The 23420-nt window shown below is 61.2% G+C and carries 18 protein-coding genes; 5 read left to right on the top strand and 13 right to left on the bottom strand.

What is annotated here, in order from left to right:
* Positions 1–170 precede the first annotated feature (170 nt).
* Genes HAQ05_RS06145 through HAQ05_RS06125 form a run of 5 tightly spaced genes read left to right on the top strand, consistent with a single transcriptional unit; the run spans position 171 to position 5219 of the window.
* Entirely contained in the window at positions 171–1706 is a 1536-nt protein-coding gene (locus HAQ05_RS06145) for an efflux transporter outer membrane subunit (RefSeq protein WP_190418485.1), read from the top strand.
* The gene (locus HAQ05_RS06140) at positions 1703–3871 is read left to right on the top strand and encodes an FUSC family protein (RefSeq protein WP_190418483.1); all 2169 of its coding nucleotides are present in this window, start codon (positions 1703–1705) and stop codon (positions 3869–3871) included. The genes HAQ05_RS06145 and HAQ05_RS06140 overlap by 4 nt, the downstream gene beginning before the upstream one ends.
* Complete coding sequence (locus HAQ05_RS06135; protein ID WP_190418481.1) at positions 3861–4061, top strand: DUF1656 domain-containing protein; 201 nt, start codon at positions 3861–3863, stop codon at positions 4059–4061. Before HAQ05_RS06140 ends, HAQ05_RS06135 begins: the two co-directional genes overlap by 11 nt.
* A 9-nt stretch (positions 4062–4070) precedes the next feature.
* Positions 4071–4922 (top strand): efflux RND transporter periplasmic adaptor subunit, encoded by an 852-nt coding sequence (locus tag HAQ05_RS06130; RefSeq protein ID WP_190418479.1) that lies wholly within the window; start codon positions 4071–4073, stop codon positions 4920–4922.
* 45 nt (positions 4923–4967) lie between these two features.
* Positions 4968–5219, top strand: coding sequence for a hypothetical protein (locus tag HAQ05_RS06125; protein WP_190418477.1), 252 nt, complete (start codon positions 4968–4970; stop codon positions 5217–5219).
* A gap of 105 nt (positions 5220–5324) precedes the next feature.
* Here the strand turns inward: HAQ05_RS06125 and HAQ05_RS06120 are convergent, their stop codons facing one another.
* The 13 genes from HAQ05_RS06120 to HAQ05_RS06060 all read right to left on the bottom strand — a co-directional run bounded on the left by HAQ05_RS06120 (position 5325) and on the right by HAQ05_RS06060 (position 22698).
* Positions 5325–6122 (bottom strand): SDR family oxidoreductase, encoded by a 798-nt coding sequence (locus HAQ05_RS06120; protein WP_190418475.1) that lies wholly within the window; start codon positions 6120–6122, stop codon positions 5325–5327.
* Positions 6123–6231: 109 nt separating this feature from the next.
* Positions 6232–7692: a mannose-1-phosphate guanylyltransferase/mannose-6-phosphate isomerase gene (locus tag HAQ05_RS06115; protein ID WP_190418473.1), complete on the bottom strand. Its 1461-nt coding sequence runs from the start codon at positions 7690–7692 to the stop codon at positions 6232–6234.
* Positions 7693–7794: 102 nt separating this feature from the next.
* Positions 7795–8457 (bottom strand): alginate O-acetyltransferase AlgF, encoded by a 663-nt coding sequence (locus HAQ05_RS06110; protein WP_190418471.1) that lies wholly within the window; start codon positions 8455–8457, stop codon positions 7795–7797.
* A gap of 46 nt (positions 8458–8503) precedes the next feature.
* Positions 8504–9652 (bottom strand): alginate O-acetyltransferase, encoded by a 1149-nt coding sequence (locus HAQ05_RS06105; protein WP_190418469.1) that lies wholly within the window; start codon positions 9650–9652, stop codon positions 8504–8506.
* 10 nt (positions 9653–9662) lie between these two features.
* Positions 9663–11228, bottom strand: a complete 1566-nt coding sequence (locus tag HAQ05_RS06100) for an MBOAT family O-acyltransferase (protein WP_190418467.1) — start codon at positions 11226–11228, stop codon at positions 9663–9665.
* 131 nt (positions 11229–11359) lie between these two features.
* Entirely contained in the window at positions 11360–12550 is a 1191-nt protein-coding gene (locus HAQ05_RS06095; RefSeq protein WP_190418465.1) for a mannuronate-specific alginate lyase, read from the bottom strand.
* Positions 12551–12557: 7 nt separating this feature from the next.
* Complete coding sequence (locus HAQ05_RS06090) at positions 12558–14006, bottom strand: alginate O-acetyltransferase (protein WP_190418463.1); 1449 nt, start codon at positions 14004–14006, stop codon at positions 12558–12560.
* Between the two features lie 11 nt (positions 14007–14017).
* Positions 14018–15619, bottom strand: coding sequence for a mannuronan 5-epimerase AlgG (gene algG / locus HAQ05_RS06085; protein WP_190418461.1), 1602 nt, complete (start codon positions 15617–15619; stop codon positions 14018–14020).
* Positions 15620–15647: 28 nt separating this feature from the next.
* A complete protein-coding gene (locus tag HAQ05_RS06080) occupies positions 15648–17120 on the bottom strand; it encodes an alginate export family protein (RefSeq protein ID WP_420825750.1) in 1473 nt (490 codons plus the stop codon).
* A gap of 14 nt (positions 17121–17134) precedes the next feature.
* Complete coding sequence (locus tag HAQ05_RS06075; RefSeq protein ID WP_420825748.1) at positions 17135–18571, bottom strand: alginate biosynthesis protein AlgK; 1437 nt, start codon at positions 18569–18571, stop codon at positions 17135–17137.
* A 22-nt stretch (positions 18572–18593) separates the two neighbouring features.
* A complete protein-coding gene (locus HAQ05_RS06070; RefSeq protein WP_190418456.1) occupies positions 18594–19757 on the bottom strand; it encodes an alginate biosynthesis protein Alg44 in 1164 nt (387 codons plus the stop codon).
* Between the two features lie 34 nt (positions 19758–19791).
* A complete protein-coding gene (gene alg8, locus HAQ05_RS06065; protein WP_190418454.1) occupies positions 19792–21273 on the bottom strand; it encodes a mannuronan synthase in 1482 nt (493 codons plus the stop codon).
* 108 nt (positions 21274–21381) lie between these two features.
* Entirely contained in the window at positions 21382–22698 is a 1317-nt protein-coding gene (locus HAQ05_RS06060) for a nucleotide sugar dehydrogenase (protein WP_190418452.1), read from the bottom strand.
* Between the last annotated feature and the right edge of the window lie 722 nt (positions 22699–23420).

Below are 23420 nucleotides of genomic sequence, written 5' to 3'. Positions count from 1 at the left end.
GAGACAGCGAGTTGTCGCATATGGTTACAAATTCGTACGCTAAGAGTACCACGGGATTGTCACTGGTTTTGTAACAAAGATTCACTCGAAACACTGCTTATCGCCGTGCCGGGGGCGCTCTAGAATCTGCGCCGTACCCCGCCACCTGTCTACTTCTGAGACTCTGCGTTGTGTCGCGTCGCATTCCCCGTGAATTGAAAGCCCTGGCATTTTGGGCGGTGTCCCTGTCTTTGGGTGGCTGTATCGGTACCGGGGGCATCGTTGCCCATAGTGCTGCGCCGAAGGCTGAAGCGTTGGCCACTGACGATGCGATCGACCATGCACGCCGCGAGGCAGGGTGGCCAGCCGACCAATGGTGGCAAGCCTATGCCGATCGGCAACTGAATGCCTGGGTGGCCAAGGCCGTGAACGGCAGCCCCACGCTCGCCATGGCCGCTGCCCGGGTGCGCCTGGCGCAGGCCGCCGCAGGGTTGGCCGAAGCCAGCGAGGCCCCGCAAATCGATGCGCGCGGCACCCTGGCCCGGCACAATTGGCCGGCAGATCAATTCTATGGCCCGGGCGAGCTCTCCGGGCAAACCACCTGGGACAACCAGGCAGGCCTGGGCCTGGGCTATGACCTCGACCTTTGGGGGCGTGAGCGCAACGCCAGCGAGCAAGCTGTAGACACCGCCCATCAACGGGTGGCCGAGGCACGCCAGGCCGAGTTGGAACTGGCGGCCAACGTCGTCACGGTTTACATCCAACTGGCCCTGGCCTACGACCTGCGCGAGGTTGCCCGGGAAACCCTGGCACAACAGCAGCAAATCCTGGACATTGCGCAAACGCGCCTGCGCCACGGCATCGGCACACAACTGGAAGTCAGCCAGGCGCAAACGCCGCTGCCAGAAACCCATCGCCAAGTGGATGCGCTAGACGAGCGCATCGCGCTGGCCGGCAACCAGTTGGCAGCGCTGGCGGGCCAAGGCCCTGGCGCGGCGGCCGGGTTGCAACGGCCGACTTTGCACCTGGCGGCCGACCTGCCGCTGCCGGCGGTATTGCCCGCGCAACTGCTGGGCCAGCGCCCAGACGTGGTCGCCGCCCGTTGGGGGGTGGCCGCGCAGGCGCGGGGCATCGATGTCGCCCATGCCGGCTTTTATCCAAACGTGAACCTGGTTGGCAGCTTGAGCTACATGGCCACCGGCGGCGGCATGTTGGAGTTTTTGACCGGGCAAAAGCTCAGTTATACCGCCGGCCCAGCCTTCACCTTGCCGTTATTCGACGGCGGGCACCTGCGCGGGCAACTGGGTGAAGCCACTGCCGGCTACGATTGGGCAGTGGCGCATTACCAGCAAACCCTGGTGCAGGCGCTCAAGGGGGTGTCTGACCAATTGCTGCGCCGCGAATCCATGGAAAAACAAGCCGCCTTTGCCGCTGAAGGGGTCGCCAGCGCGCAAAAAACCTACGACCTGGCCACCACCGCCTACCAGCGCGGCCTCACCGACTACCTTGAGGTGCTCAACGCACAAACCTTGCTGCTGCATCAGCGGCAGGTGCAACAGCAGGTGCATGCCGAGCGGCTGCAGGTGTACGCCGGTTTGGTCACGGCACTGGGCGGCGGCCTGGGCGCCGGTGCCGACAACCCGGCCGAGCCGCGCCTGCAGGCGCCGGCCACGCCCAAGGCATTGGCGCGGCTGGATCGGCTGTTGCCGGCGCACACCGTGCCATGAGCCTGCTCACCCAACGCCTGGGGGCGTTGCCCTGGCGCCGCGCCGGTTTCGAATGGGCCCGCAGCGACGGCGTAACCTGGGTGTTTATCTTCAAGGTATTGCTGGCCGCCTTCGTTACGTTGTGGCTGGCCATGCGCCTCGAATTGCCACAGCCGCGCACCGCCATGATCACCGTGTTCATCGTGATGCAGGCGCAAAGCGGGCAGGTGTTCGCCAAAAGCTTCTACCGCTTGCTCGGTACGCTGGCCGGCTCTGCGGTCACGGTACTACTGGTGGCGTTGTTCCCGCAAAACACCGAATTGTTTTTGCCCAGCCTGGCGTTGTGGATAGGCCTGTGCTCGGCCGGTGCCCAGCGCCACCGCAATTTTCGAGGTTACGGCTTCGTGCTGGCCGGCTATACGGCAGCGATGGTGGGCCTGCCGGTGCTGTCGCAGCCAGACGGCGCCTTCATGGCCGCCGTGTGGCGGGTGTTGGAAATCTCCCTCGGCCTGCTGGTATCGACCTTCGTCAGCGCGGCGGTGTTGCCACAAAGCTCCAGCGCCGCCATGCGCAATGCCCTTTACCAGCGCTTCGGGGTATTCGCCGCCTTTGTGTTGCAGCATCTGGGCGGGGAGGGTGACCGCGCCCAGTTCGAGCATGCCCACGTGCGCTTCATCGCCGAGGCCGTGGGCCTTGAAAGCCTGCGCGCGCTGACCGCCTTCGAAGACCCGCACATGCGCCGGCGCAGTGGCCGGGTCAGCCGTTTGAACAGCGAGTTCATGGCCATCAGCACGCGCTTCAATGCGTTGCACCAATTGCTCGAACGTATCCACGACCACGGCCAAGTGCGCGCGGCACTGGAGCCTGCGCTGCAAGGGTTGGCGAGCCTGCTCGCACCGTTCGCCGGGCGGCCCCTCACCGACGTGGATGCCCGGCGCCTGACGCAAGCCCTGGAGCACTACCAGGCCGGCTTTACCGACGAGGTGCGGCGCCTGCGCGCGCTTTTTGTGGAACGTGAGCCCAGTGAGGCAGACCTGCTGGATTTTCACACCGCATTCGAGTTGCTGTTCCGCTTCGTGGTGGAACTGCACAGCTACGCACAAACCCATGCATCGCTGGCCGCCCATAACCACGCCCGCGAGCAATGGCGCGAGCCGTATAGGGCCCAGACCAATGCCTGGGCCTGCATCGCCTCGGGTGTGCGCGGTGCAGTGGTGCTGCTGGCCCTGGGCAGTTACTGGTTGGCCACGGCCTGGCCGAGTGGGGCGATGATGACCCTGGTGGCCGCGGCGACCGTTGGGTTGTCGGCGGCCACCCCCAACCCGCGGCGGTTTTCTTTCCAGATGGCCTGCGGCACGGCCCTGGGGGCGGCGGCCGGGCTTGTCGAATACTTTTTCGTGTACCCCTCGCTCGACGGTTTTCCGCTGCTGTGCATGGCGCTCGCACCGGTACTGGCGTTCGGTGCGTTTCTCGCCTCGCGGCCGCAGTGGGTGGGTTATGGCGTGGGCCTGCTGATCTTTTTCTCGATCGGCTCGGTGCCGGGTAACCTCACCGTGTACGACCCCTACGGGTTCATCAACGATTACATCGGTATGGTCCTCGGCATGCTGTTCTGCGCAGCGGCCGGTGCAATCATCCTGCCCCCCAACAGCCGCTGGTTGTGGCGGCGCCTGGAGCAAGACTTGCGCGGCTTGGTGGTGTTTGCCATCAGTGGCCGCAGCAAGGGGCTGAGCAGCGCCTTCGAAAGCCGCGTGCGTGACCTGGTGCATCAAGCCTATGGGCTTGCGGCCGGCCAGCCGCAGGTACAGCGCGATTTGCTGCGGTGGATGTTCGTGGTGCTGGAGGTAGGCCACGCGATCATCGAGTTGCGCCGTGAACAGGAGGGCTTGCCTATCCACCCGGCTTACCACGAGCGGCAACCATGGCGCCAGGGCATCCGCGTGTTAGGGCGTTCGCTGATTCGTTTGTTCATCCAGCCCAATCAAGCCAACCTCGAACGCAGCCTGTATGCGGTGGACCACGCCATTGTTGCGGTACAACGCGCCGACGAGCCCTTCGCCCGCCACTTCGACACCTCGGTGCTGCGGCGGGTGCAAAGCTACCTGCACTTTATCCGCAGCTCCCTGCTCGACCCACAATCGCCGCTGGCGCTACTGGCCAGCCAAGGACCCCGCGATGTTTCGTGAGATCGCCTTCCATGGTGTGTACATGCCCAGCCTGACACTGGTGTTCCTGCTCGCCATGGGCGTGACCTGGGCGGTGGACCGGTGGCTTTCCAGCCTGGATGTGTATCGATTTTTTTGGCACCCGGCGCTGCTGCGGCTGTGCCTGTTCGTTTGCATTTGCACCGCGATGGCCTTGCCCGTTTACCATTGAGAACACCCGATGAAAAAGCTCTTCAGCCTGCTCGGCACCCTGTTGGTCCTGGCCTTGGCGGTTTGCCTGGGGCGCATGCTCTGGGTGCAATACATGGACACCCCCTGGACCCGCGATGGCCGCGTACGTGCCGACATCATCAACGTCGCCGCCGACGTGGCCGGCTACGTGGTGGCCGTGCCGGTGCGCGATAACCAGCAGGTGAAAAAGGGCGACGTGTTGCTACGCATCGACCCCGAACATTACCGTATCGCGGTGAGCCAGGCCCAAGCGCTGGTCGCCTCGCGCAAGGCAAGCTGGGACATGCGCAAACTCAACGCGAACCGCCGCGCCGACATGGACGCCTTGGTGATCTCCCGAGAAAGCCGCGACGACGCCAATAACCTGGCCAGCGCCGCGCTGGCCGATTACCAGCAAGCCCAGGCGCAACTGGCCGCGGCCGAGCTCAACCTGTCGCGCACCGAAGTGCGCGCCCAAGTTGACGGCTACGTCACCAACCTCAACGTGCACCCCGGTGACTACGCCCAGGCGGGCGAGGCAAAAATGGCCGTGGTCGATGAACACTCATTTTGGGTGTACGGCTTTTTCGAGGAGACCAAACTGCCCCACGTGAAAGTAGGCGATACGGCGCACCTGCAGATGATGAGCGGCGAAACGCTCGAAGGCCACGTTGAAAGCATCGCCCGCGGCATCTACGACCGCGACAACCCACAAAGTCGCGAAGGCGTAGCCGACGTGAACCCCACCTTCAACTGGGTGCGCCTGGCCCAGCGGGTGCCGGTGCGTATTCATATCGACCAAGTGCCGCCGGGAATGTTGTTGGCGGCGGGGATGACGTGCACGGTGGTGATACAGCCGTAAACGCCGCAGCTCACACCTTACGCCCGAAATAAGTTCTCGCAGCATGTGCTGATACAGCGATTCCTTCACTCGCTGGTTGGCCAGGGCGTCAAGGCCGGCCGGGTGGGGAATGTATTTGCCTTGGAGGGTATAGGCGCCGAGTATCCGGTCGGCGGGTATGGAATCGATGAAATTGGTCTCCAGGCCCGCGCTGGTCAGCGGCTTGCGCTGCACCGCCAGGTCGGCACCCTGGTAAAGGTCGGCGCCCGACCATGGGTATTGCGGGCGGTGCTGCGCCGCGAGTCGGGGGCGGGGTGAAGGGTAAGGGTAAGGGTAGGCATAACCCGTGGAATGGGTGATCAACGCTAAAGCCGAGGGCGCACCGCGCGCAGCATCAGTGCGGCGAGGTCTGAAATCCGTAGCTCAGGCCAGCCCGAAGCGCCGGCGCAAAACAGCGTCTACCAGCCTGCCCGGCACCCACCGCGCTAGCCAGGGCAGCGCCCGGCTACCTCGCCCGACCCGCAATACCCGCGGTGGCCGAGGTAGGGCGCGGGCGATGGCCCGGGCCACTGCCTCCGGCGCTGTGCCGTGCTGTTGCGACGCCCGGGCACGGTTGCGAATGTGCTCACGCAGCGGCCACCAGGGCGAACCCTCGGCCAGGTTAAGTTCAGCCTGGGCACTGGCGTTGTCGGCAAAGTGGCTGCCGATGGCGCCGGGCTGCACTTCCATCACCCGCACTCCCAGCCCTGCCAGTTCCATGCGCAGTGCGTCACTCACCGCATGCACTGCGGCTTTCGACGCGCAGTAGGCCCCGGCGAATGGTGTGACCAGCATCCCCGACACGCTGCCGATGTTCACCACCAATCCCCGGCTGGCGCGCAGGTGGCCCAGGCATGCGCGGGTCACGGTGAGCAAGGCGAACAGGTTGGTATCGAACTGCGCCTGCAACGTGGCCGGGGGCATGTCCAGCAAGGGGCCAATGGCGCCGTAGCCGGCGTTGTTGACCAGCACGTCCAGTGCCGGCAGCTCGGCCGCCAAGGCCTGCACCGCGGCGCTGTCGGTCACGTCGAGGCGGCGGGCGGTGAACCCTTCACCTTCGAGGCGGGTAAGGTCTTCAGCCTTGCGCGCGGTGGCCCATACTTGGTGGCCAGCGGCCTTGAGTGCGCGGGCGGTGGCTAGGCCGATGCCGCTCGAGCAACCGGTAATCAGTGTGACGGGCATGTGGCGTTCTCCAGGCAGTGGCGTGCATGGTAAGGCCGTGTGCCGAAAAAGAAAGGCCCCGCGGCAAGCTGGGTAGCTTGGCGCGGGGCCTCTCGTTCAAATGCAACTGTTACTGCTGGGTGATGCTCTTGACCGACACGCCGCGGTCGATGGCGGCTTGGTTCGAGCGGCCGTAGATGTCTTCGAAGCGCTCGATGTCATCTTCGCCCAGGTACGAGCCAGACTGCACCTCGATGATTTCCAGCGGGATCTTGCCCGGGTTGCGCAGGCGGTGCACCGACGCGATCGGGATGTAGGTCGACTGGTTCTCGGTCAGCAGGAACACGTTTTCGTCGCAGGTGACCTCGGCGGTGCCAGACACCACGATCCAGTGTTCGGCGCGGTGGTGGTGCATTTGCAGAGACAAGCACGCGCCAGGCTTGACGCTGATGTGCTTGACCTGGAAGCGCCCGCCCATGTCTACCGAGTCGTACGAACCCCATGGGCGGTACACTTCGCAGTGGTTCTGGGTTTCGCTGCGGCCTGCCTCATTAAGGGTGGCGACCATTTGCTTAACGCCTTGGACCTTGTCCTTGTGAGCGATCATCATGGCGTCTTTGGTTTCGACCACGACGATGTTGTCCAGCCCGATCACCGATACCAGCTTGCCGTTGCCGTGGACCATGCAGTTGCGGCTGTCTTGTACCACCACGTCGCCCTTGGTGACGTTGCCGTTGTCGTCTTTGGCATGCACTTCCCACAGCGACGCCCAGCAGCCCACATCACTCCAGCCCGCCGACAGCGGTACCACGCAGGCGCGCTGGGTTTTTTCCATGACCGCATAGTCGATGGAGTTGTCTGGGCAGCAGGCGAAGCTGGCTTCGTCGATGTCGATACTGTCGCCCACATGCTTGCTGCGCTCGAGGGTCAACAGGCAGTTGTCGTAGATGTCCGGGTCGTGTTTTTTCAGCTCTTCGAGGAAGCGGCTGGCACGGAACAGGAACATGCCGCTGTTCCAGAAGTAGCCGCCGGCTTCTACGTATTCTTGAGCACGGGTTTCGTCGGGTTTCTCGACGAAATGCGATACGCGCGATACGCCTTCGGGCAGCAGGGCGTCGTTGGTCGACTTGATGTAGCCGTAGCCGGTTTCCGGCCGGGTGGCCGGTACGCCGAACAGCACCATTTCGCCGCGCTCAGCGGCGACGGTGGCCAGGGCCAAGGCGCGCTGCAGGGCTTTTTGGTCTTCGATCACATGGTCGGCGGGCAACACCAGCATCAGGTCGTCGCGGCCTTCGTTGATCAGCTTCATCGCAGCCAGGGCCACGGCGGGCGCGGTGTTGCGGCCGAACGGCTCCATCAGCAGGCCCTGGGTTTCAAGCTTGAGGGCCGACAGTTGTTCATTGACGATGAATTTGTGGTCTTTGTTGCAGACCACGATTGGCTTATCCATGCCTTCGAACAGCAGGCGCTCCAGGGTTTGCTGGAACAGCGTGTGTTCACCGGTCAGGGCCAGGAACTGTTTCGGAAATTGCTTGCGCGACAGCGGCCACAAACGCGAGCCACTACCACCGGACAGGATCACTGGAATCATGACGTTTCTCCAAGGTATTCGTAAATGAAGTTAACTGCGTTGTTGCCGTTTTCTTCTTGTTCCTAAGGGCCGCCCACACGGGCGGCCACCACTTATCAGTCATCAGGAGGCAGGCGGAATAACCCACTCTGGCTTTAGATTGCTGCCGGAACCGGTAACGTAGAGCGAAGTAATTTGCCCTCGCTCAAGCGTGACCGGTTTTACGTCTGCAACTTTTTTATCACCGCTATACAGAGCGAGCGAAACTTTTACGGGGTTGATTTCACGGGCGCCGCCTTTACTGGGTGCGACGTTCGGAACCACTTCTGTTTTGCCGTCGGCCGTTTTTAGCGTCAACGATTGGTCTGTCAAATTTTGGACGTCTAAGCGGGCTTTCTGCTTATTCTCAAACTTGCTCTCTTCGACAAGTTTCGCGCCCGAAGTTTCATTGACCACCGTGTAATAATGATCACTGGTCAAAGTTATTGGCAAACTGGAACCGCCGAGCTGGGCGGTGTAGCTGCCGCCCGGCACGAAGGCATAGGCGCTGCTTTTTGTCGGCGAGATCGCGGTGAATTTAGCAGTGCCGATGCTCGGGGTGATTTCCTGTGAGCTGGCGTTGTAAACACGCACGAACGCCGAGCCTTTGGGCGCGGTGGGGTACAGCGCCGAGTCACCGCCCGCGAAGGCGTTGAGCGAAAGCAGCGAAAGGCCAGCGGCCAGCGCGCACAGCTTGGCGACGCGGGTTGTGGTGTTGCGGCGTGGGGCAGTAGCAAGTGTTTGCATAGGGTTCACCTCTTTCTGGAAAAAATCAGGGCGGGGCTGTTTGGGGTCAGTTGGTCTGGCCCACCGCCAGGTTCTGGGTGTTGTCTTGGGCGTTTTTCAGCTCGGCCAGCCACTTGGCGTCGAAGGCGCTCAGGTCCGCATTCATCGGCAAGTAACGCTCGGGGAATTCCCAAATCACCACCTGAGGCGGGTTGGCCTTGAAGGCGTCGCTTTGCAGGAACTTCAGCATCGGCGGGAATGGCCCATGGCCGTCCTCGGCATAATTGACCACGTCACTGTGTAAGGCCTCTTGCAGGGCGCCGAGGAAGTTCCAATGGGGGTTGGCGCTGTAGCTCGTACCCACCAGGGCCACCGGTACCGTGCTGTCGGCGAACAGCGCATCGCCACCTTCACCGCCATCGTTGGCCGGTTTGGTGGTGTGCTGCGAGAGGTCGTCCGGCTTGGGCAGCAGGTTGGTGAACAGCGGGTCCAGCGGCAAGAAGGTGGTCAGGTCGCCTTTGTAGGGCTGCACCGGGCCCGCTTCGGTTACGTACTGCACAGGGTCCGTGGTGAGCGGTGCCTGGGCCTGGATGTAGCTGCCCAGTTGCTTGGCCACCAGGTCCGCACCCATCGGCGTCCAGTGGGTATCGGTGCGCAGGAATACCTGGCCTTGCTGCTTGCCCTGTTCCAGCGGCGCCAGCAGGTCCGGCGCGGCGATGCCGGCTTGTTGCAGTTGGCTATGCAACTGCTGGTAAAGGTCGGCGTGCAGGGCGGCGGGTTTGTCGTCGCCAATGTGCTCCGGGTACACCCGGGCTTTGGCCGGCACCACGGCCATGACCAGCTTGATGTTGTGGGTTTTCAGCCGTTTGGCTACGGCGCGTACCAGGGCGACGTTGTCGGCTTCGACCCGGTCGCCATGGGCCACCGGGTTGAATTCCTCATCGGTGTATAGCCACTGGTCACGCCCGAGCACCACGCCGGGGCGGCCTTCCTTGAACAGCTTGTAGTCCACAGCCGCCCAGAGGTTGGTGCCCAGGCGCTTGATCGGGAACTCATCGTCATAATGCCCTTCAAGCGCATGGGTGAACTTGCCGTTGAGCACGGTCATTTGCTCGGTTTTGCTAAAGCTGCCGAAGCTCACCAGCGACCACAGGCCCAGGGCCACGAGGATGCCGAAGAAGGTCAACACATACAGCAGGCGAAGTGTGCGAGTCATGGTCGTCGCCTCAGAACTGGAAGTAGAGAAACGGCGAGAAACTTTGCGCCGAAAGCTTCAGGATCGATGCCACGAACAACAGCAGAATCAACGCGCGCATCGCATAGCGGGGCAGGTCTGCCGTCCAGTACGCCGCTTGCACCTGGTGGCCCGCGCCCACGTGGGCTTGCACCACCGCGGGCCGGTCACCCGGTACGGCTTTGATTTGCCCAGGCTGGGCGGTAGCTGGGCCGTTGGCTTCGGTGTCCCGTGTGGCTTCGGCTTTTTGCGCCTTGCCGCTGATCGGTGCGTAATAGAAGTCACGCAGGCCAAAGTAGGCCAGCGAAATATAGGCAACGATCAAGGTGGCGATTTGCAAGCCGGTCAAGCTCGATTCCAGCAGCTCCGACAGGTGCCAGTTATCGAAGCTGAACATGGCGCCATACATGCGTGCGGCCACGTGCAGGTTTTCCGAGCGGAAAATCACCCAGCCCAACACCACCAACAGGAAGGTAAGCACCCACTTGATCGGGTTGAAGGTACGGGGGCCGGCATTGATGCCCAACCCGCGTTCGATGGCCAGCCACACGCCATGCCAGGCACCCCAAATGATGTAGGTGATATTGGCGCCGTGCCATAGGCCGCCGAGCAACATGGTCAGGAACAGGTTGCGGTAGGTGGCGAAGGTGCCGCCGCGGTTGCCGCCCAAGGTGATGTACAGGTAGTCGCGCAGCCAAGTCGACAGGCTGATGTGCCAGCGCCGCCAGAATTCGGTGATCGACTGGCTGACGTAGGGCTGCTTGAAGTTCTCCATGAAGCGAAAGCCCATCATCAGGCCCAGGCCGATGGCCATGTCGCTGTAGCCGGAGAAGTCGAAGTACAGCTGTGCGGTATAGGCCAGCGCGCCTAGCCAGGCGTCGCCAGTGGTGGGGTGTTCAAGGGCGAAGGCGTGGTCGGCAATCACGGCGATGGTGTCGGCGATGAACACCTTCTTGATGAAACCCTGCATGAACCGGGTGCAGCCCTCGCTGAATTTGTCCAGCGTGTGGGTGCGGTGGTTGAATTGGTCGACCAGGTCCTTGAAGCGCAGCACTGGGCCGGCGATCAGGTGCGGGAAGATGGCCACGAACGCCGCGAAGTCGATCAGGTTCTTGGTGGCCGGGGTGTCGCCGCGGTACACGTCGATGATGTAGCTGATCGACTCGAAGGTGTAGAACGAAATACCGATCGGCAACAGGATGTGGGTCAGGATGAACGGCTCAAGGCCGAACGAGGTGACGATCGCATTGAGGCTGTCGACACCGAAGTTGGCGTACTTGAAATAACCAAGCACCGCCAGGTCAAGCGCCACGCCCATCAGCAACCAGCGCTGCGACGCCTTGGTGCGTACGCCGTTGGCGCCGATCTTCAGGCCAATGAAGTAGTTCCACAAGGTAACCCCAGCGAACAACGCCAAAAAGTCGATGCGCCACCAGGCGTAGAACACATAGCTGGCGACCAGCAGCAAGAGGTTGCGATAGCGTATCCCGCACAGGTAGTACAGGCCGAAGAAGATCGGCATGAACAGGAACAGGAACACGTTGGATGAGAAAATCATCCCGATCTCTCCATGTTGAACATCCCGAGGGGCCAAGCCCCCCCCAAACCCCCCCTTGGCCCAGAGCCAGGGGGGGCATTCAAAACAGCGATGCAGCAGGTGCTGGCTATGGCCCTTTCAGGCCAGCCGGGTCACCACTGGTCATGGTCCTTTTCATCGCCGCTGTCATTACCCTTCGCTTGGCCCTTGCCATTTTTCTCGCCAGCCGGGTCGAAGGTTCGGGTCAGGTCACCGCCCAGGCGGAACGTTTTGAACGGCTCCATATCCCGCTTGCGCTGCAGCGTATCGGGTGAGCAGGTATAGAGCGTGCAGTAGGGTTCGAGCCAGGCGTATTTGCTGTCGACCTTAAGGTCGGTCATGTCTTGTTTTTGGCCGTTCTTGGCCTGGAACGCAGACGGGTCTTTGCTGCCCGTTAGCACCCGATCGGCCAAGCGCTGGAGTGCCCCATTGTTCTCACCGCGCAGGTCTACGCCATTGGCCTGGGCGAAGCTGGCAATCATCATCAGCGGCGGCAGCGCGTAATTGTGGTACGACAAGGCCCGTTGCTGGCGCTTGAGCTCGTTGGGCAGGAACCCGTCGGGGTCGACCTGGCTGGCGGCGGTCTTGTACTCCTTGACGGACCAATCGAACAGGTCGCGGCGGTTGGTCACCACGGCGGTCGCCATCACCGACCATGCTGCCCAATAGAAGTGGTTGTTGACCCTCTCCAAGGGCTGGTTGCTCCAGTCGCTTACCACCTGGTCGCCCAACTTGCTGAACCACGCTTCGATCTGCTGGGCTTGTTGCTCATGGCCTTGCAACGGATGGGCCTCGGAGAACTTAAGGCGCAGGTACGATGACGACATGCTGCCTAATGCCCATTTGCGCATCGATTTGCCGGTGTGGTTGAAGTCGGTGGACTCCAGCGCCCCGGCCTGGGCCCAGGTGGTCAGCCAGTTCAGCGTGCAGTCCAGTTGTGCCGGGCGGCCATCACGCATGTACTGCATCACCAGTTTGGAAACACCGCGCTCCATGTTGGTGATGTCTTTGGTGGCATCACGGAATGCCTGGTCGCTGGCGGCATTGAAGGTGGACCGGCTTTTATCGGAGCCTTCGTACTTGCTGCGAAATTGCAGTGTATCGGTGTAGGGCTTGGGTACGGCCGGGCAACTGAAGTTGTCGTCTTTGTCCTTCGCTTTTTCGATCCCTTCGTAGTAACCCTGCGGCGGCACCAAGGTGCCAGCCGCCCACGCGGCCGGGCCAACCAGCGCCAGGCCGAGTAAGGTTGAAGCCAGCACACGGGGTAGCAGGTTGCGGCTTTTGGGGGTATTTACGTGGTTCATCGTCACCTCACAGCCCGGCTTGCGCGTTTTGCTGCGTTTTCACGCCGGGGAACACGTTACGTTTGCAGATCGACGCTTCGACTTGCTGCGGCCCCGCCGTGGGGTCTTCCGGCCCGTGCAACTCAAGCGCGAGCAAGTTTTGCTTGGGCCAGTCGGCATCGTCGCGCAGTTCGAAGGCGAAGCGCCCGTCGGTATCGGCTGTATCAGGTTTCTCGATCTTGATGTCTTCGTGGCGGCCGTTCATGTACCAAAGGGTCGCCTTCATCTGCTTGACCGAGGTATCGGCGAAGCGGATGTCGATCTGGTGGTTGTAGTTCTCAAGCTCTTTGATGCCGTTGCGTCCGTTAACGAGCAACTCGCTGATTTGGTTGGGCTTGAGCGTGGCCTTGCCAGTAAGCTCAGCCGTTTTGCCTTCGCAGCCATTGCCCATCATGGCCATCATCTGGCGGTAGATGGTTTCCTGGTCCAGCGGGTAGAGCGGGGAGAATTCCCATACCAGGATCTTCGGTGGGTTCTTCTGGAAGTCCTCGCTGCCCAGGTATTGCAGCATCGAGCCTTCGAAACCACCGCCGGGGAAGGCGACGTTGAGCACATCGGCGTTGGTGTCTTGTTCCAAGAAACCGGCGAAGTTGTAGTTCTTGCCGCTGTGCGACGTCCCTACCAGGGTGATCTGCGGCAGCGTGGTGTCGCCGAAGAGGTCGCCATCACCTGCCTCACCCTTGGGCTCGGTAGAGAACTGGTCCATGTACTGGATGGCGTAGCTGGTGCCGCACAGTTGGCCGGCCATGTTCTGCAATGTTCCGGTTTTGCCCATGCGGCCCGACAGCTTGGTTTCGAACTCATGCTTGGGCACGTCTTTGTAGGCCGGGATCTGCTTGATGGTATCGGCCACGATCTGGGCGGTACGCTGGGCGCCATAAGGGGTCCAGTGCTGGTCGCCACGGAAGTAGAAATCGTGGGCCTGCTGCTCGTTGGTCAACGGCGACAGGTCGGGTACGTGGTAGCCCATGGCGGCGAAGCGCCCAAGCATGTCTTTGTAGTTTTTCAGCGCCGTGGCGTAATCGAACTTGTCGCGCACCGCAGGCAACATGTGCGCGCGGTCTACCAGGCCCCGGGTGGGTTGGTACACGATCACCACTTCTACGCCCTTGCTCTTGAAGGCATCGTGCAGCTCTTGCATGCGCCGGTAGCCCTCGGGGCTGGTCTTGAATTCGGTGCGCAGGTCTTCGATGGTACGGAACAGCCAGTCGCCTTCACCCTGCACCAGTGTGGTGAAGTTACGCTGGTAGCGGGTCACGTAGTTCTTCGCATCGGCTGCGGCCGGGCACAATTGGCAGCAGGGCTGCGCGGTGAAGTTGGGCGCCTGGACGTCTGCGGCCTGTGCCATACCCGCCGCGGCGTACAGCGCCGCCGCCAAGCCAGACAAACCGAACCATTTGATCAACGGTGAATACATGAAGGTCTTCCTCAATCCTGCGCCATGTCCGACTGCCTCTCGACCGGGTCGATCAGCACCGCTTTTTGCTGGCGTACCAGCAAGTCCATGATTTCTGCTTGGTTGTCACCCAGCACACCGTTGAAGGTGATGCCGCTGGATTTCGATGGGGCCAGCATCGACACCTTGTACAGCTCCACCGACAGCGGCGAGTCGATCGCCAGCGGGCCGGTGCCATTGCCGGAGAGCTGCCCGCCCACCAGAATCAGCGACACTTCGGCGTCGAACGGGTCGAGCTTGATGTCGCGGTCGGTGTTGGACAGGTCCTTGATGTGCCCGTACACGCCGGTCAGCTTGTTGGCCATCGCGATGTTTTCGTACAGGCGAATGTTGGTGCTGTTACGTACCCGGATGCCGTGGCGCTTGTTGGCCAGCACCTTGTTGCCCCAAATGAGGTTGTCGCCACTTTCGTACAGCGTGATGCCGTCGCTGTCGTTTTGGTAAATCTCGTTGTAAGCCACCACGTTGCCCACGCTGTTCCGGTCCAACACCACCCCGGAAAGGTTATTGCCGTGGCTGCGGTTGTTGATGATGAAGCTGTTGTCCACCTCACGGGAGACGATGATCCCGTGTTTTTTGTGGGTGCCGTACACATCGTTGTCGGCGATGATCAACCCATGGGACCGGTCATGCGGGTCGATACCATAGATCACGTTGTCTTTGTAGGTGTTGCTCTTGACCACGAAGTCGCGGGTTTCATAGCAGTAGTAGCCGTACCACATGTCGCTGAAGGTCGAACCGATGATCCAGCCGGTGGGCTCTTCACGGTTCATCTGCGCCTTCATGCTCGGCGTGTATTGGGAAATCGAAACCCCGTAAGATTTCGAGGCGTTGTAGCCCATGCTCGCCATTACCGTGTTGACCAGGTACGTCTCGGTGCCGCCCCAACTGACCAAGAACGGGCGGAACTCATCCGGGCTCTTGAAGGTGGACGGGCGGTTGGCCGCTTCGCTCCAGCCGGTGACCTTGGTGTCGAAGGTAAACAGCTTGCCGTCGTTGACCAGGAACGAACCGCCGTCCTGGGACAGGCGCAGGTCTTTAACCCGCCCGTCGATTTCCAGGGTGGCGCCATGGGAAACTACGATAGGCACCCGTGCGACCCAGATCCCGGGCGCGGTTTCGTGCAGGTACTGTTTCGGCACGGTTTTAGCCAGGTCGGCAAAGTTCATGTAACCGCCGTCGATAAAAATCGCCACCGGAATACCACGTTGCTTGCCTACCCAGGCCGCCAGTTTGTTGTCACCGCCGATGAAGGCTTTGAGAGGGCTTTCCTGCATCATGCGGCGAACGGCGACCTTACCTTGCTTGCTACGGTCGACCTTGCCCTTGGCGGCCTCAACGGTGTAACCGCTGAGGTCGGGCAGTTTCGGCGGCGCCATGGCCAGGGGCCCGGCGTCGGCTGCGGTGATGTTATAGGTTTTGGCTTCCTGCAATTCCTTCACCGCGCCGGGTTTGCCCGGTGCCGGTGCCGGCGCCGGGTTGGCCCACGCGGCGCTGCCGGCGAGCAACAACGCCCCGGCCAGTGCAGCGAACGGCCATGCGGGTTTGTGGCCACTGCTGTAAGGATGTTTCATCTCAAATGCACTCCATTGGCGGTACGCATCAAAAACGCCAGATCACATCGACGATGGCGCGGTGCATGTAGTTATCGACGCCGCCGGCATACGCATCGCCCGGCTTAAACACACCGGCACGCAAGCGAATCAGCGCGGAAGGGTCGTCCAAGCTTTTGGCGACGGCGGCAGGCAGCAGGCCCTGCTTGAAGTACTTGGTCACGACCAGGTCCATCTCTTGGCCCAGGTCTTTCTCGCCGTCATTGAGCGGCAGCGTGGCCAGCGACAAGTCGCCGTTGCTGTCGGTGTTTTCGTAAGCGGCGTTGATGTTGCTTTGGCCAATCGGCGAATTACCGTCGACACGCCAGAACTTGTGGTAAATCAAGCTGGCGTCGTAGTCCTCTTGCAACTCCCAGGACGCGAACACCGAAGCGGTTTGTACGTTGGCCAGTTCGGCCTGGAACGCCTCGCCGAAACGGCTGATACGTGAGCGGGTGCCGGTCCAGTTCGAGCGGTTACTTTGCAGGCCGTTCTGTTGGTAATCCTTGCTTGCCCGGGCATAGGCGGCGCCAACCTGCCATTGCGGGTCGAGGCGGTAACGCAAGCCGATGTCGGTGGCCCAGCCGTTGACGTGGTCGCTGTAGCGGTCGCCGGCAGTCACCAGGCCGGTGGTGGTGTCGGTGCTGCGGTCGAACGTGTGGCGGTTGCCGGTCAAGTAGGTCAGGCTGCCCCAGTAGTTGAGCGCGTTGAGGTTGCGGTGGTTGTAGGCATCGCTGTCCGCCTCCAGGCCCAACCAGGTGAGGTTGCCGTTTTCGGTTTTATCCAAGTCGTCGATTTCTTCGCCCGCGTGGGCCAGCTTGCCGTCGTCATGGATGTGGTGGGCACGGATGCCGACCCATTGGCCGGGCGTCCACTGGTACGAGGCGTCGCCCCAGATGTGGGTGCGGTCCTTGTCGTCGGGTGCCAAGCGCGAATAATCGGTGCGGTAGTCGCTGAAGCGCTGGCCCACACCGACATCGGCACGCAACAGGGTGGTGTCGAAGTTCCAGGTCAGCGATTCGATGTAGTTGTCGTGCCACTGGCCGTCGTTCTGGCGCAGGCGCTGGCGGCCGAACTTCATGATTTCGCCTGGATACGGGGTCAGGCCGCTGTAGCCCACCCACAGTTCACGCAATGCCAAGTAGCTGTCATCGGCTTCGCGGTCCTTGCTGTAGTAGCGGTTGTTGCCGCTTACGCTTTCTTGGCCTGGCTGTACCAATGGGTCGGTTTGGATGGTGTCTGTGGCGGCCACCGCTTGGCCCATGAAGTAACCACTCCAGTTGCCCCTTTCCCCATAGGCCCATGGGCGCAGGTCAAGGCCGATACCGTTGACGTCACCGCCGGAGCGGGTACCCAGGTCGCGGTCATCTTCAGATTGCCCAGTGATTTTCACTTCCAAGCCGAAGTTATCTGTAGCGGTCAACGCCGCCAAGGTCGGGCACGACCACAATGTGGCAAACCCCAGGCCAATACCGGCCAACATCCAGTTGTTAAGCTTCATAGAGACTCGTCCTCACCCTCTTGATTTTCTGGCAGGGCGTGCATCGCCACCGCGGCGCTATCCTGACTCATGGCACCACGGGCGGCCATCTCTTGATGCAGTATTTGTTGAGCTTGCGCACGTTGTTCGGGTGTAACTTGCTGCTCGATGGTTTGGAACAACTCGTCGACCTCCGGGCGGGGCTGACCGATAGCTTGCATGCGGGCCTTGGCCAACTGGATGAACACATAGGCGTTGGTCAGGTTCGGCATCGTGCCGCGGCCACCGGAATACAACTGGGCCAGGGCGAAGTCGGCACTGTTTTGCCCACGCCGGGCGGCGGTGAGCAGGTTGTCTACGGCTTTTTGCGGTTCCACATAGCCCAGGTAACCGCGGCGGTAGATTTGGCCGATGTAGTAATAGCCGCTGACTTGCTCGGGCACCGATTTTTCGAAGTGTTCCAACGCGCCCTTGGCATCCGGCACGCCGCTTTTGCCTTCATAGGCGATGCGCCCCAGCAGCAGTTCGGCGCGGGTTGGGTCGGCATCGTGGCCTTTGTCGATATTGGCCTTGATTTGGTCGATGTCGGCCAGGTCCGGGTTGCCGTATTCCAGGTCCGCCAGGCTGATGTACGCCGCCGGGTAACTGGGCGCAGCGGCCTCCAGCAGTTCTTTGGCGGTTTTCGGGTCGGGGGTACCGAGCGTGGGGTCTGCCAGCACGCGCGCTACGCTGTCGACCCGTTGCCCAGACACAAAACCGAAAGCGAACTTGTTCTTCAGGTCTTGCAGCAAGCCATCGCGGTCGGCGGTGCGGTTCTGCTTCTGGTAAACCGTGGCCAGCTCTACGTAGCAGATGTCGTTGGTATTGAGCGCCTGCTTGCAGATGCTCTCAACCTCGCCCAGGTGCTGGTCGTAGGTGTTCTGAATACGGTACAGCACGATCTGCGCCAGGCCTGCTTCCGGGTAACCGGCGGCGCGCCATTGGCTGATCTTCTGCTGCGCGTTCACGTTCGGGAAGCTTTGCGGGTATTGCAGGTACAGCAAGGCCAGTGGCATCAGCACGCCGGGCTCGCCATTGTCGAAGGCCTGTTTAAGCAGGCTTTCGGCTTCGTGGTGTTCGGCTTCGGTGGCGTTGGGTTTCATCGCCAACAGCTTGCCCAAGCGCGATTGCGCCCGTGGCGAGGTGGCAGCGGCGGCCCGGTAGGTCGCCTCGGCCTTGGCCAATTGCGCAGGGTCGCCACTGTCGACCCAGGTATCGGCCAAGCCGATCTGTGCGTCGACATAACCCATATCGGCCAGTTGCTGGTAGTTGCGCTGGGCCAGCGCGATGTCGCCGTTCTTCAGTGCCTCATTGGCCAGGCGCTGGTCAGGCAACCCGGCGCAACCGGCAAGGCCGATGGCCACGGCCAGCCCTAGTAGGGCGGGCCTGTGCAGCTTCTTGAAGGTATCTGCCACGGTCATCTCCTTAGGCCCCCGCTCAGAAACCGTGCGCCACGGCTTTGTCGATCAGCCAGTCCAGGTTCGGGCCGCGATCGTTGGACACTTCTACTGGGCGGCCAGCCAAGCTGCTAGGCAGGGCTTGGTCAGGCTTGATGCTGACGCGCAGGTCCGACGACAGCTCATCGGTCTTCAACGGGGTGCTGGAGACGATGGTGCCGTCCCGGGTGTTGTCTTCGCCGGCAACATGGAACGTCACACGGGTGCCGGGGCGCACGTGTTGGAAGTCGCTGTAGGAGAAGCGGGCATCGACGTTGGCGGTAGCGTCGCGTGGCGCCAGATTGAAGATCACGTCACCTTTGCTCGCGTACTGGCCGTTAGCAACCAACTGTTGAGCGATTACGCAATCGCAGGGCGAGGTCAGCGTGCCAGTCATTTGCTTGCCGAACAACTCGGTCACTTTGGCCGGTGTCAGGTCAGCTTCTTCCAGGTGGCCCTTGAGCACATCGAGCATGCTGGTGCTGAAGGTGGCCAGCGGCGAGCCCTTGAGTGCGACACCGTCGGGGCCGACCAGGCTCGAAACGGTACCGTCACGTGGCATGGTGATGTTGGTGCCCGGTACGCTGACCACGGCCGCTTGCGCGTGGGTCACGAAGTAGGCCCCGTAGATGGAATGCAGCACGTAGCCAAACGCGGCGACCCCGACGATGAACACGCCCAGGCTGAAGCCCACCGCAGTAGCGCGGCCAAAGAAACCGCGGCCATCCTGGAGCTTTTTGTCTTTGCGCGCCTTGGTGAAGTTATCGCGCTGCAGGGTGCCGAGCACGTCGCCCACGGTCACCAGCTCACCGCTCATATGCGAGGTGATCAAGTGGCGCAAGGTGGCGATGTCAGACTGCTCCAGGTTTTGAAACTGGGCGCCGATGCGGCCGTCGCGGTCCACGGAGCGTGCCTGGAACTCGATGTCCATGCCCAGGCCGAGGTTGTCGATCACGAACATCAGGCGGCCGCGGTAGATCTCGCCCTCTTTGAGCGGCTTGGTGCTGACGAAGGAGAACCCACCGGCGGAAAGTTCTTCGACCTTCACTTCCTGGGTTTCCCGGTTCGGGCCGATAAAGCGCAGTTTGGCTGGAATCCGTACGCGGGCGAACTGGCGCTGGGCTTCGGACTCATGAACCACGTTGGGGTTGACGGCTGTATTCATGGCGATTTTTCCTACTTAATCCATTGAGGCCCGGTCAGATGATCGCGAACAGCGCAGCAACGAAGATGCTGCCTGCCGAGAACGTCATTGTCCGAGACGACCAGGTGTTGAACCATTGTTGAAAACTGGCGAGATCGCGTTTAAGCGCAGTGGGCTGGCGAGTCCAGGACTGCTTATCGAGGCGGAAGAACACGTAGATCTTCATCAGGGCGCCGACGATTTGGTTGTAATACAAGATCAGCGGGTAAGCCGGGCCGATCGGGTGGCCGCTAAGCGACAGCAGCACGGTGAGGATCAGGCGCGTGATGCCTATCCATAGGAAGTAAGCCATCAGGTACGCGACGTGGTACTTGACCCCGGCGATGAGCGCCGTGGTCAGGCCTAGCAGGCTGGTCCACATCGACACGCGTTGGTCGAACAGCACCACCGAGGTGAACACACCCAGGCGGCTCATGCCCAGGCCCAGGGCCCGCGAGTTCTGGCGTAGATTGTTGCCATACCAGCGGTACATCAACTTGCGGCTCGCCTTGAAGAAGCTCTTCTCCGGCGGGTGTTCTACGGTGTTGATCTTCGCGTCGGGCACATAGAACGTGTCGTAGCCCAGGCGCATCAGGCTGAACCAGCTCGACTTGTCGTCCCCGGTGAGGAACTTGAAGCGGCCCAGGCGCCAATGCTGCAGCGAGTCGCTTTCGACGTCGGCGATGAAGGTAGGGTCGGTGACGACCGTCGCGCGGAACATCGACATGCGCCCGGTCATGGTCAGCACGCGTTTGGACAGCGCCATCGAGCACATGTTGATGTGGCGTTGGGCAAAGCGCAGCTTGTGCCATTCGCTCATCACATAGCCGCCGCGTACTTCGCAGAACTCGTTAGTGGTCAGGCCGCCAACATTGGGGTAAAGGGCGAACCACGGCACGGTTTTGCGCACCACGCCTTCGCCGAGCACCGTGTCGCCGTCGATCACGGCCACGACCGCATTTTCGTCGGGCAGGTGGCGCGATATGGCGCGAAAGCCATAGGCCAAGCCATCACGCTTGCCGGTGCCGGGAATCCGCACGAAGTCCAGCGCAACGCGCTCCGGTGGGTTCATGCGTTCCCACAGCGCCTTGACCAGTAGTTCGTCGGACATCTCGACCAGCGAGCACACGACAGTGGTGGGGTAGCCGCATTCGATCGCTTCGCGAATCACCGAACCGTATACGGCCGCGGTGGTGCCAGCGTCGATGCGAAAGCTGGTGACCATCAGGAATACGTGGGAAGGGTCGGTGATGTCGCCCAGTTTGGCTACCTTGCGTTTGAGGAAGGGATACACCACGTAGAGAAAGACCATCGCCCGCACGAAATGGATCGCACCCATGGAATAGCGCCAGATTCCCACGGCGCCGATCAGGAAGATGAAATCCTTGGAATCGGGGTTGAACAGGCGCTCTGGCAGTGCCAGGGCCAGCACCATCAACGCGCACAAGTAAAATAGCCAACCGGCGGCCTGTAGCAGGCCGTGCTTTAGCCTGAGCATATCTGCATCCGTCTCGTTATCGGGGCGCCCGACCAGCGGCGGCCCGAATGTCTATGGGCAGGCGTCGAAGAACCCGTGGCGCTTGAAGCAAGCGCCACGGGTGCTCGGTTACCAGCAGATACCTTCGGTACCTTTTTGCACGTTGGTGGTGTTCTTCATGAACCCCACCAGGTCGACCACGTGCTTGCCGGCCGGAACGTTATCAACCAGCTTGCGGAAGCTTTCATCGCTGTTACCCAGGATGATCACGTCGGCGTTGTCGACCACGGCGTCGAAGTCCGAATTGAGCAGGGACGAGACGTGTGGGATCTTCGACTCGATGTACTCTTTGTTCGCCCCGTGAACGCGGGCGTACTCGACGTTGCGGTCGTAGATGCTCAGCTCAAAGCCCTTGCCGATCAGCTTTTCAGCCAGTTCTACCAAGGGGCTTTCACGCAGGTCATCGGTACCGGCCTTGAAGCTCAGGCCCAGCAGGGCGACCTTGCGCTTGTCGTGGCTAGCAACGATGTTGTAGGCGTTCTGCACCTGCGATTCGTTGCTGCGCATCAGCGAGCCGATCAGCGGCGCTTCGACGTCCAGGGAGCTGGCGCGGTAGTTCAGGGCGCGCACGTCCTTGGGCAGGCAGGAGCCGCCGAAGGCGAAGCCAGGGCGCATGTAGTATTTGGACAGGTTCAGGTGGGTGTCTTGGCAAACCACATCCATCACTTCGCGACCATCGACGCCACAGGCCTTGGCAATGTTGCCGATTTCGTTGGCGAAGGTGACTTTGGTGGCGTGCCACACGTTGCAGGTGTACTTGATCATCTCGGCCACTTCGATGGCCTTGCGGATGATCTGGGCGTCCAGTTCGCTGTACAGGCTTTCCAGCACGTCGCCGGAGGCTTTGTCCAGTTCACCGATCACGGTCATCGGCGGATGATCGTAGTCCTTGATGGCGGTGCTTTCGCGGAGGAACTCAGGGTTGACCGCCACGCCGAAGTCGACGCCAGCTTTTTTGCCGGAGAACTCTTCGAGGATGGGGATTACCACGTTCTTGACGGTGCCCGGCAATACTGTGCTGCGAACCACCACGGTATGGCGCGACGTTTTATCACGCAGTACCAAGCCGATCTCGCGGCACACCGACTCCATGAACTCCAGGCCCAGGTCGCCGTTTTTCTTGCTTGGGGTACCCACGCAGATCATCGACAGGTCGGTATCGCGAATCGCTTGGGAAAAATCGTTGGTGCCACTCAGGCGGCCAGTCTGGATGCCTTGAGCCAGCAGCTCTTCAAGGCCCGGTTCGACGATTGGCGACTTCCCTTGGTTGATCAGGTCGATCTTGGCCTTGGAGACATCCACGCCAATCACATCATGACCACGGGCCGACAGGCAACCCGCACAAACAGCGCCAACATAGCCCAAACCAAAGATGCTGATACGCATCGCATTCACCTCATGTGTTTTCACGCCAGCTCAACTAACGAGCCAGACTGGGTTTAATTAACCGGCAGTACTCAGCCACTCGGAAACCTGGCAAAAAGTTTGCCATCCGATTGCCGCTTCACTGTTGCAGGCCTATTTAATTCCGAGCACTCAAGGCAGAGTGCCCAACAGGGGCAGTGCTGAACCCGTGTTAACAGATTCGCCCTGGAATGTAGCCAGTCTTTATTACAAAACGGCTCACCTTCTCGTCGTTACTTGCCTTCGCTTATTGGAGTTGTCTTTGCGAACCAAGCATATAAGCCGATCTGTACGAGCCCGCGGAAGGGGCTCCGACTTGACCCTGGGTTGAGGGTTACTGTGCTGTTCTCTCCTGAGATTAAACTTATGGGCGTTGCCAGTTCCCGTTCAGTCAGCTGAACACGCCCTTCGGCTGTTCGTCCCTTTTACGCACTTTGTACGTCATCTCCTACACACCGCTCGAGAATCGTTACGGGTGGTATGAGCGACTATAACCCCACTAAGTTCCGAACGGCCCCGACCGGTGGCAGACTTTTCTTAAGGGTTTAGCGGGGTTTGGATAGTGCCATTGTGCCACTAACCAGGTACCAAAGCCTTGTACGGCGTGGCTTGGCGCGTGCCTGGTATTTTTTTGCCAGCACTGTGAAATTTTTTGTAATACCGAGGTGAAAAATCTACAAACGGCGCAAGTACTTGTTGTGCCA

Source organism: Pseudomonas typographi, from assembly GCF_014694385.1.
GTDB classification, from domain to species: domain Bacteria; phylum Pseudomonadota; class Gammaproteobacteria; order Pseudomonadales; family Pseudomonadaceae; genus Aquipseudomonas; species Aquipseudomonas typographi.
The sequence above is the reverse complement of the archived record's forward strand: the minus strand, read 5'-3'. Positions and strand labels throughout refer to the sequence as shown.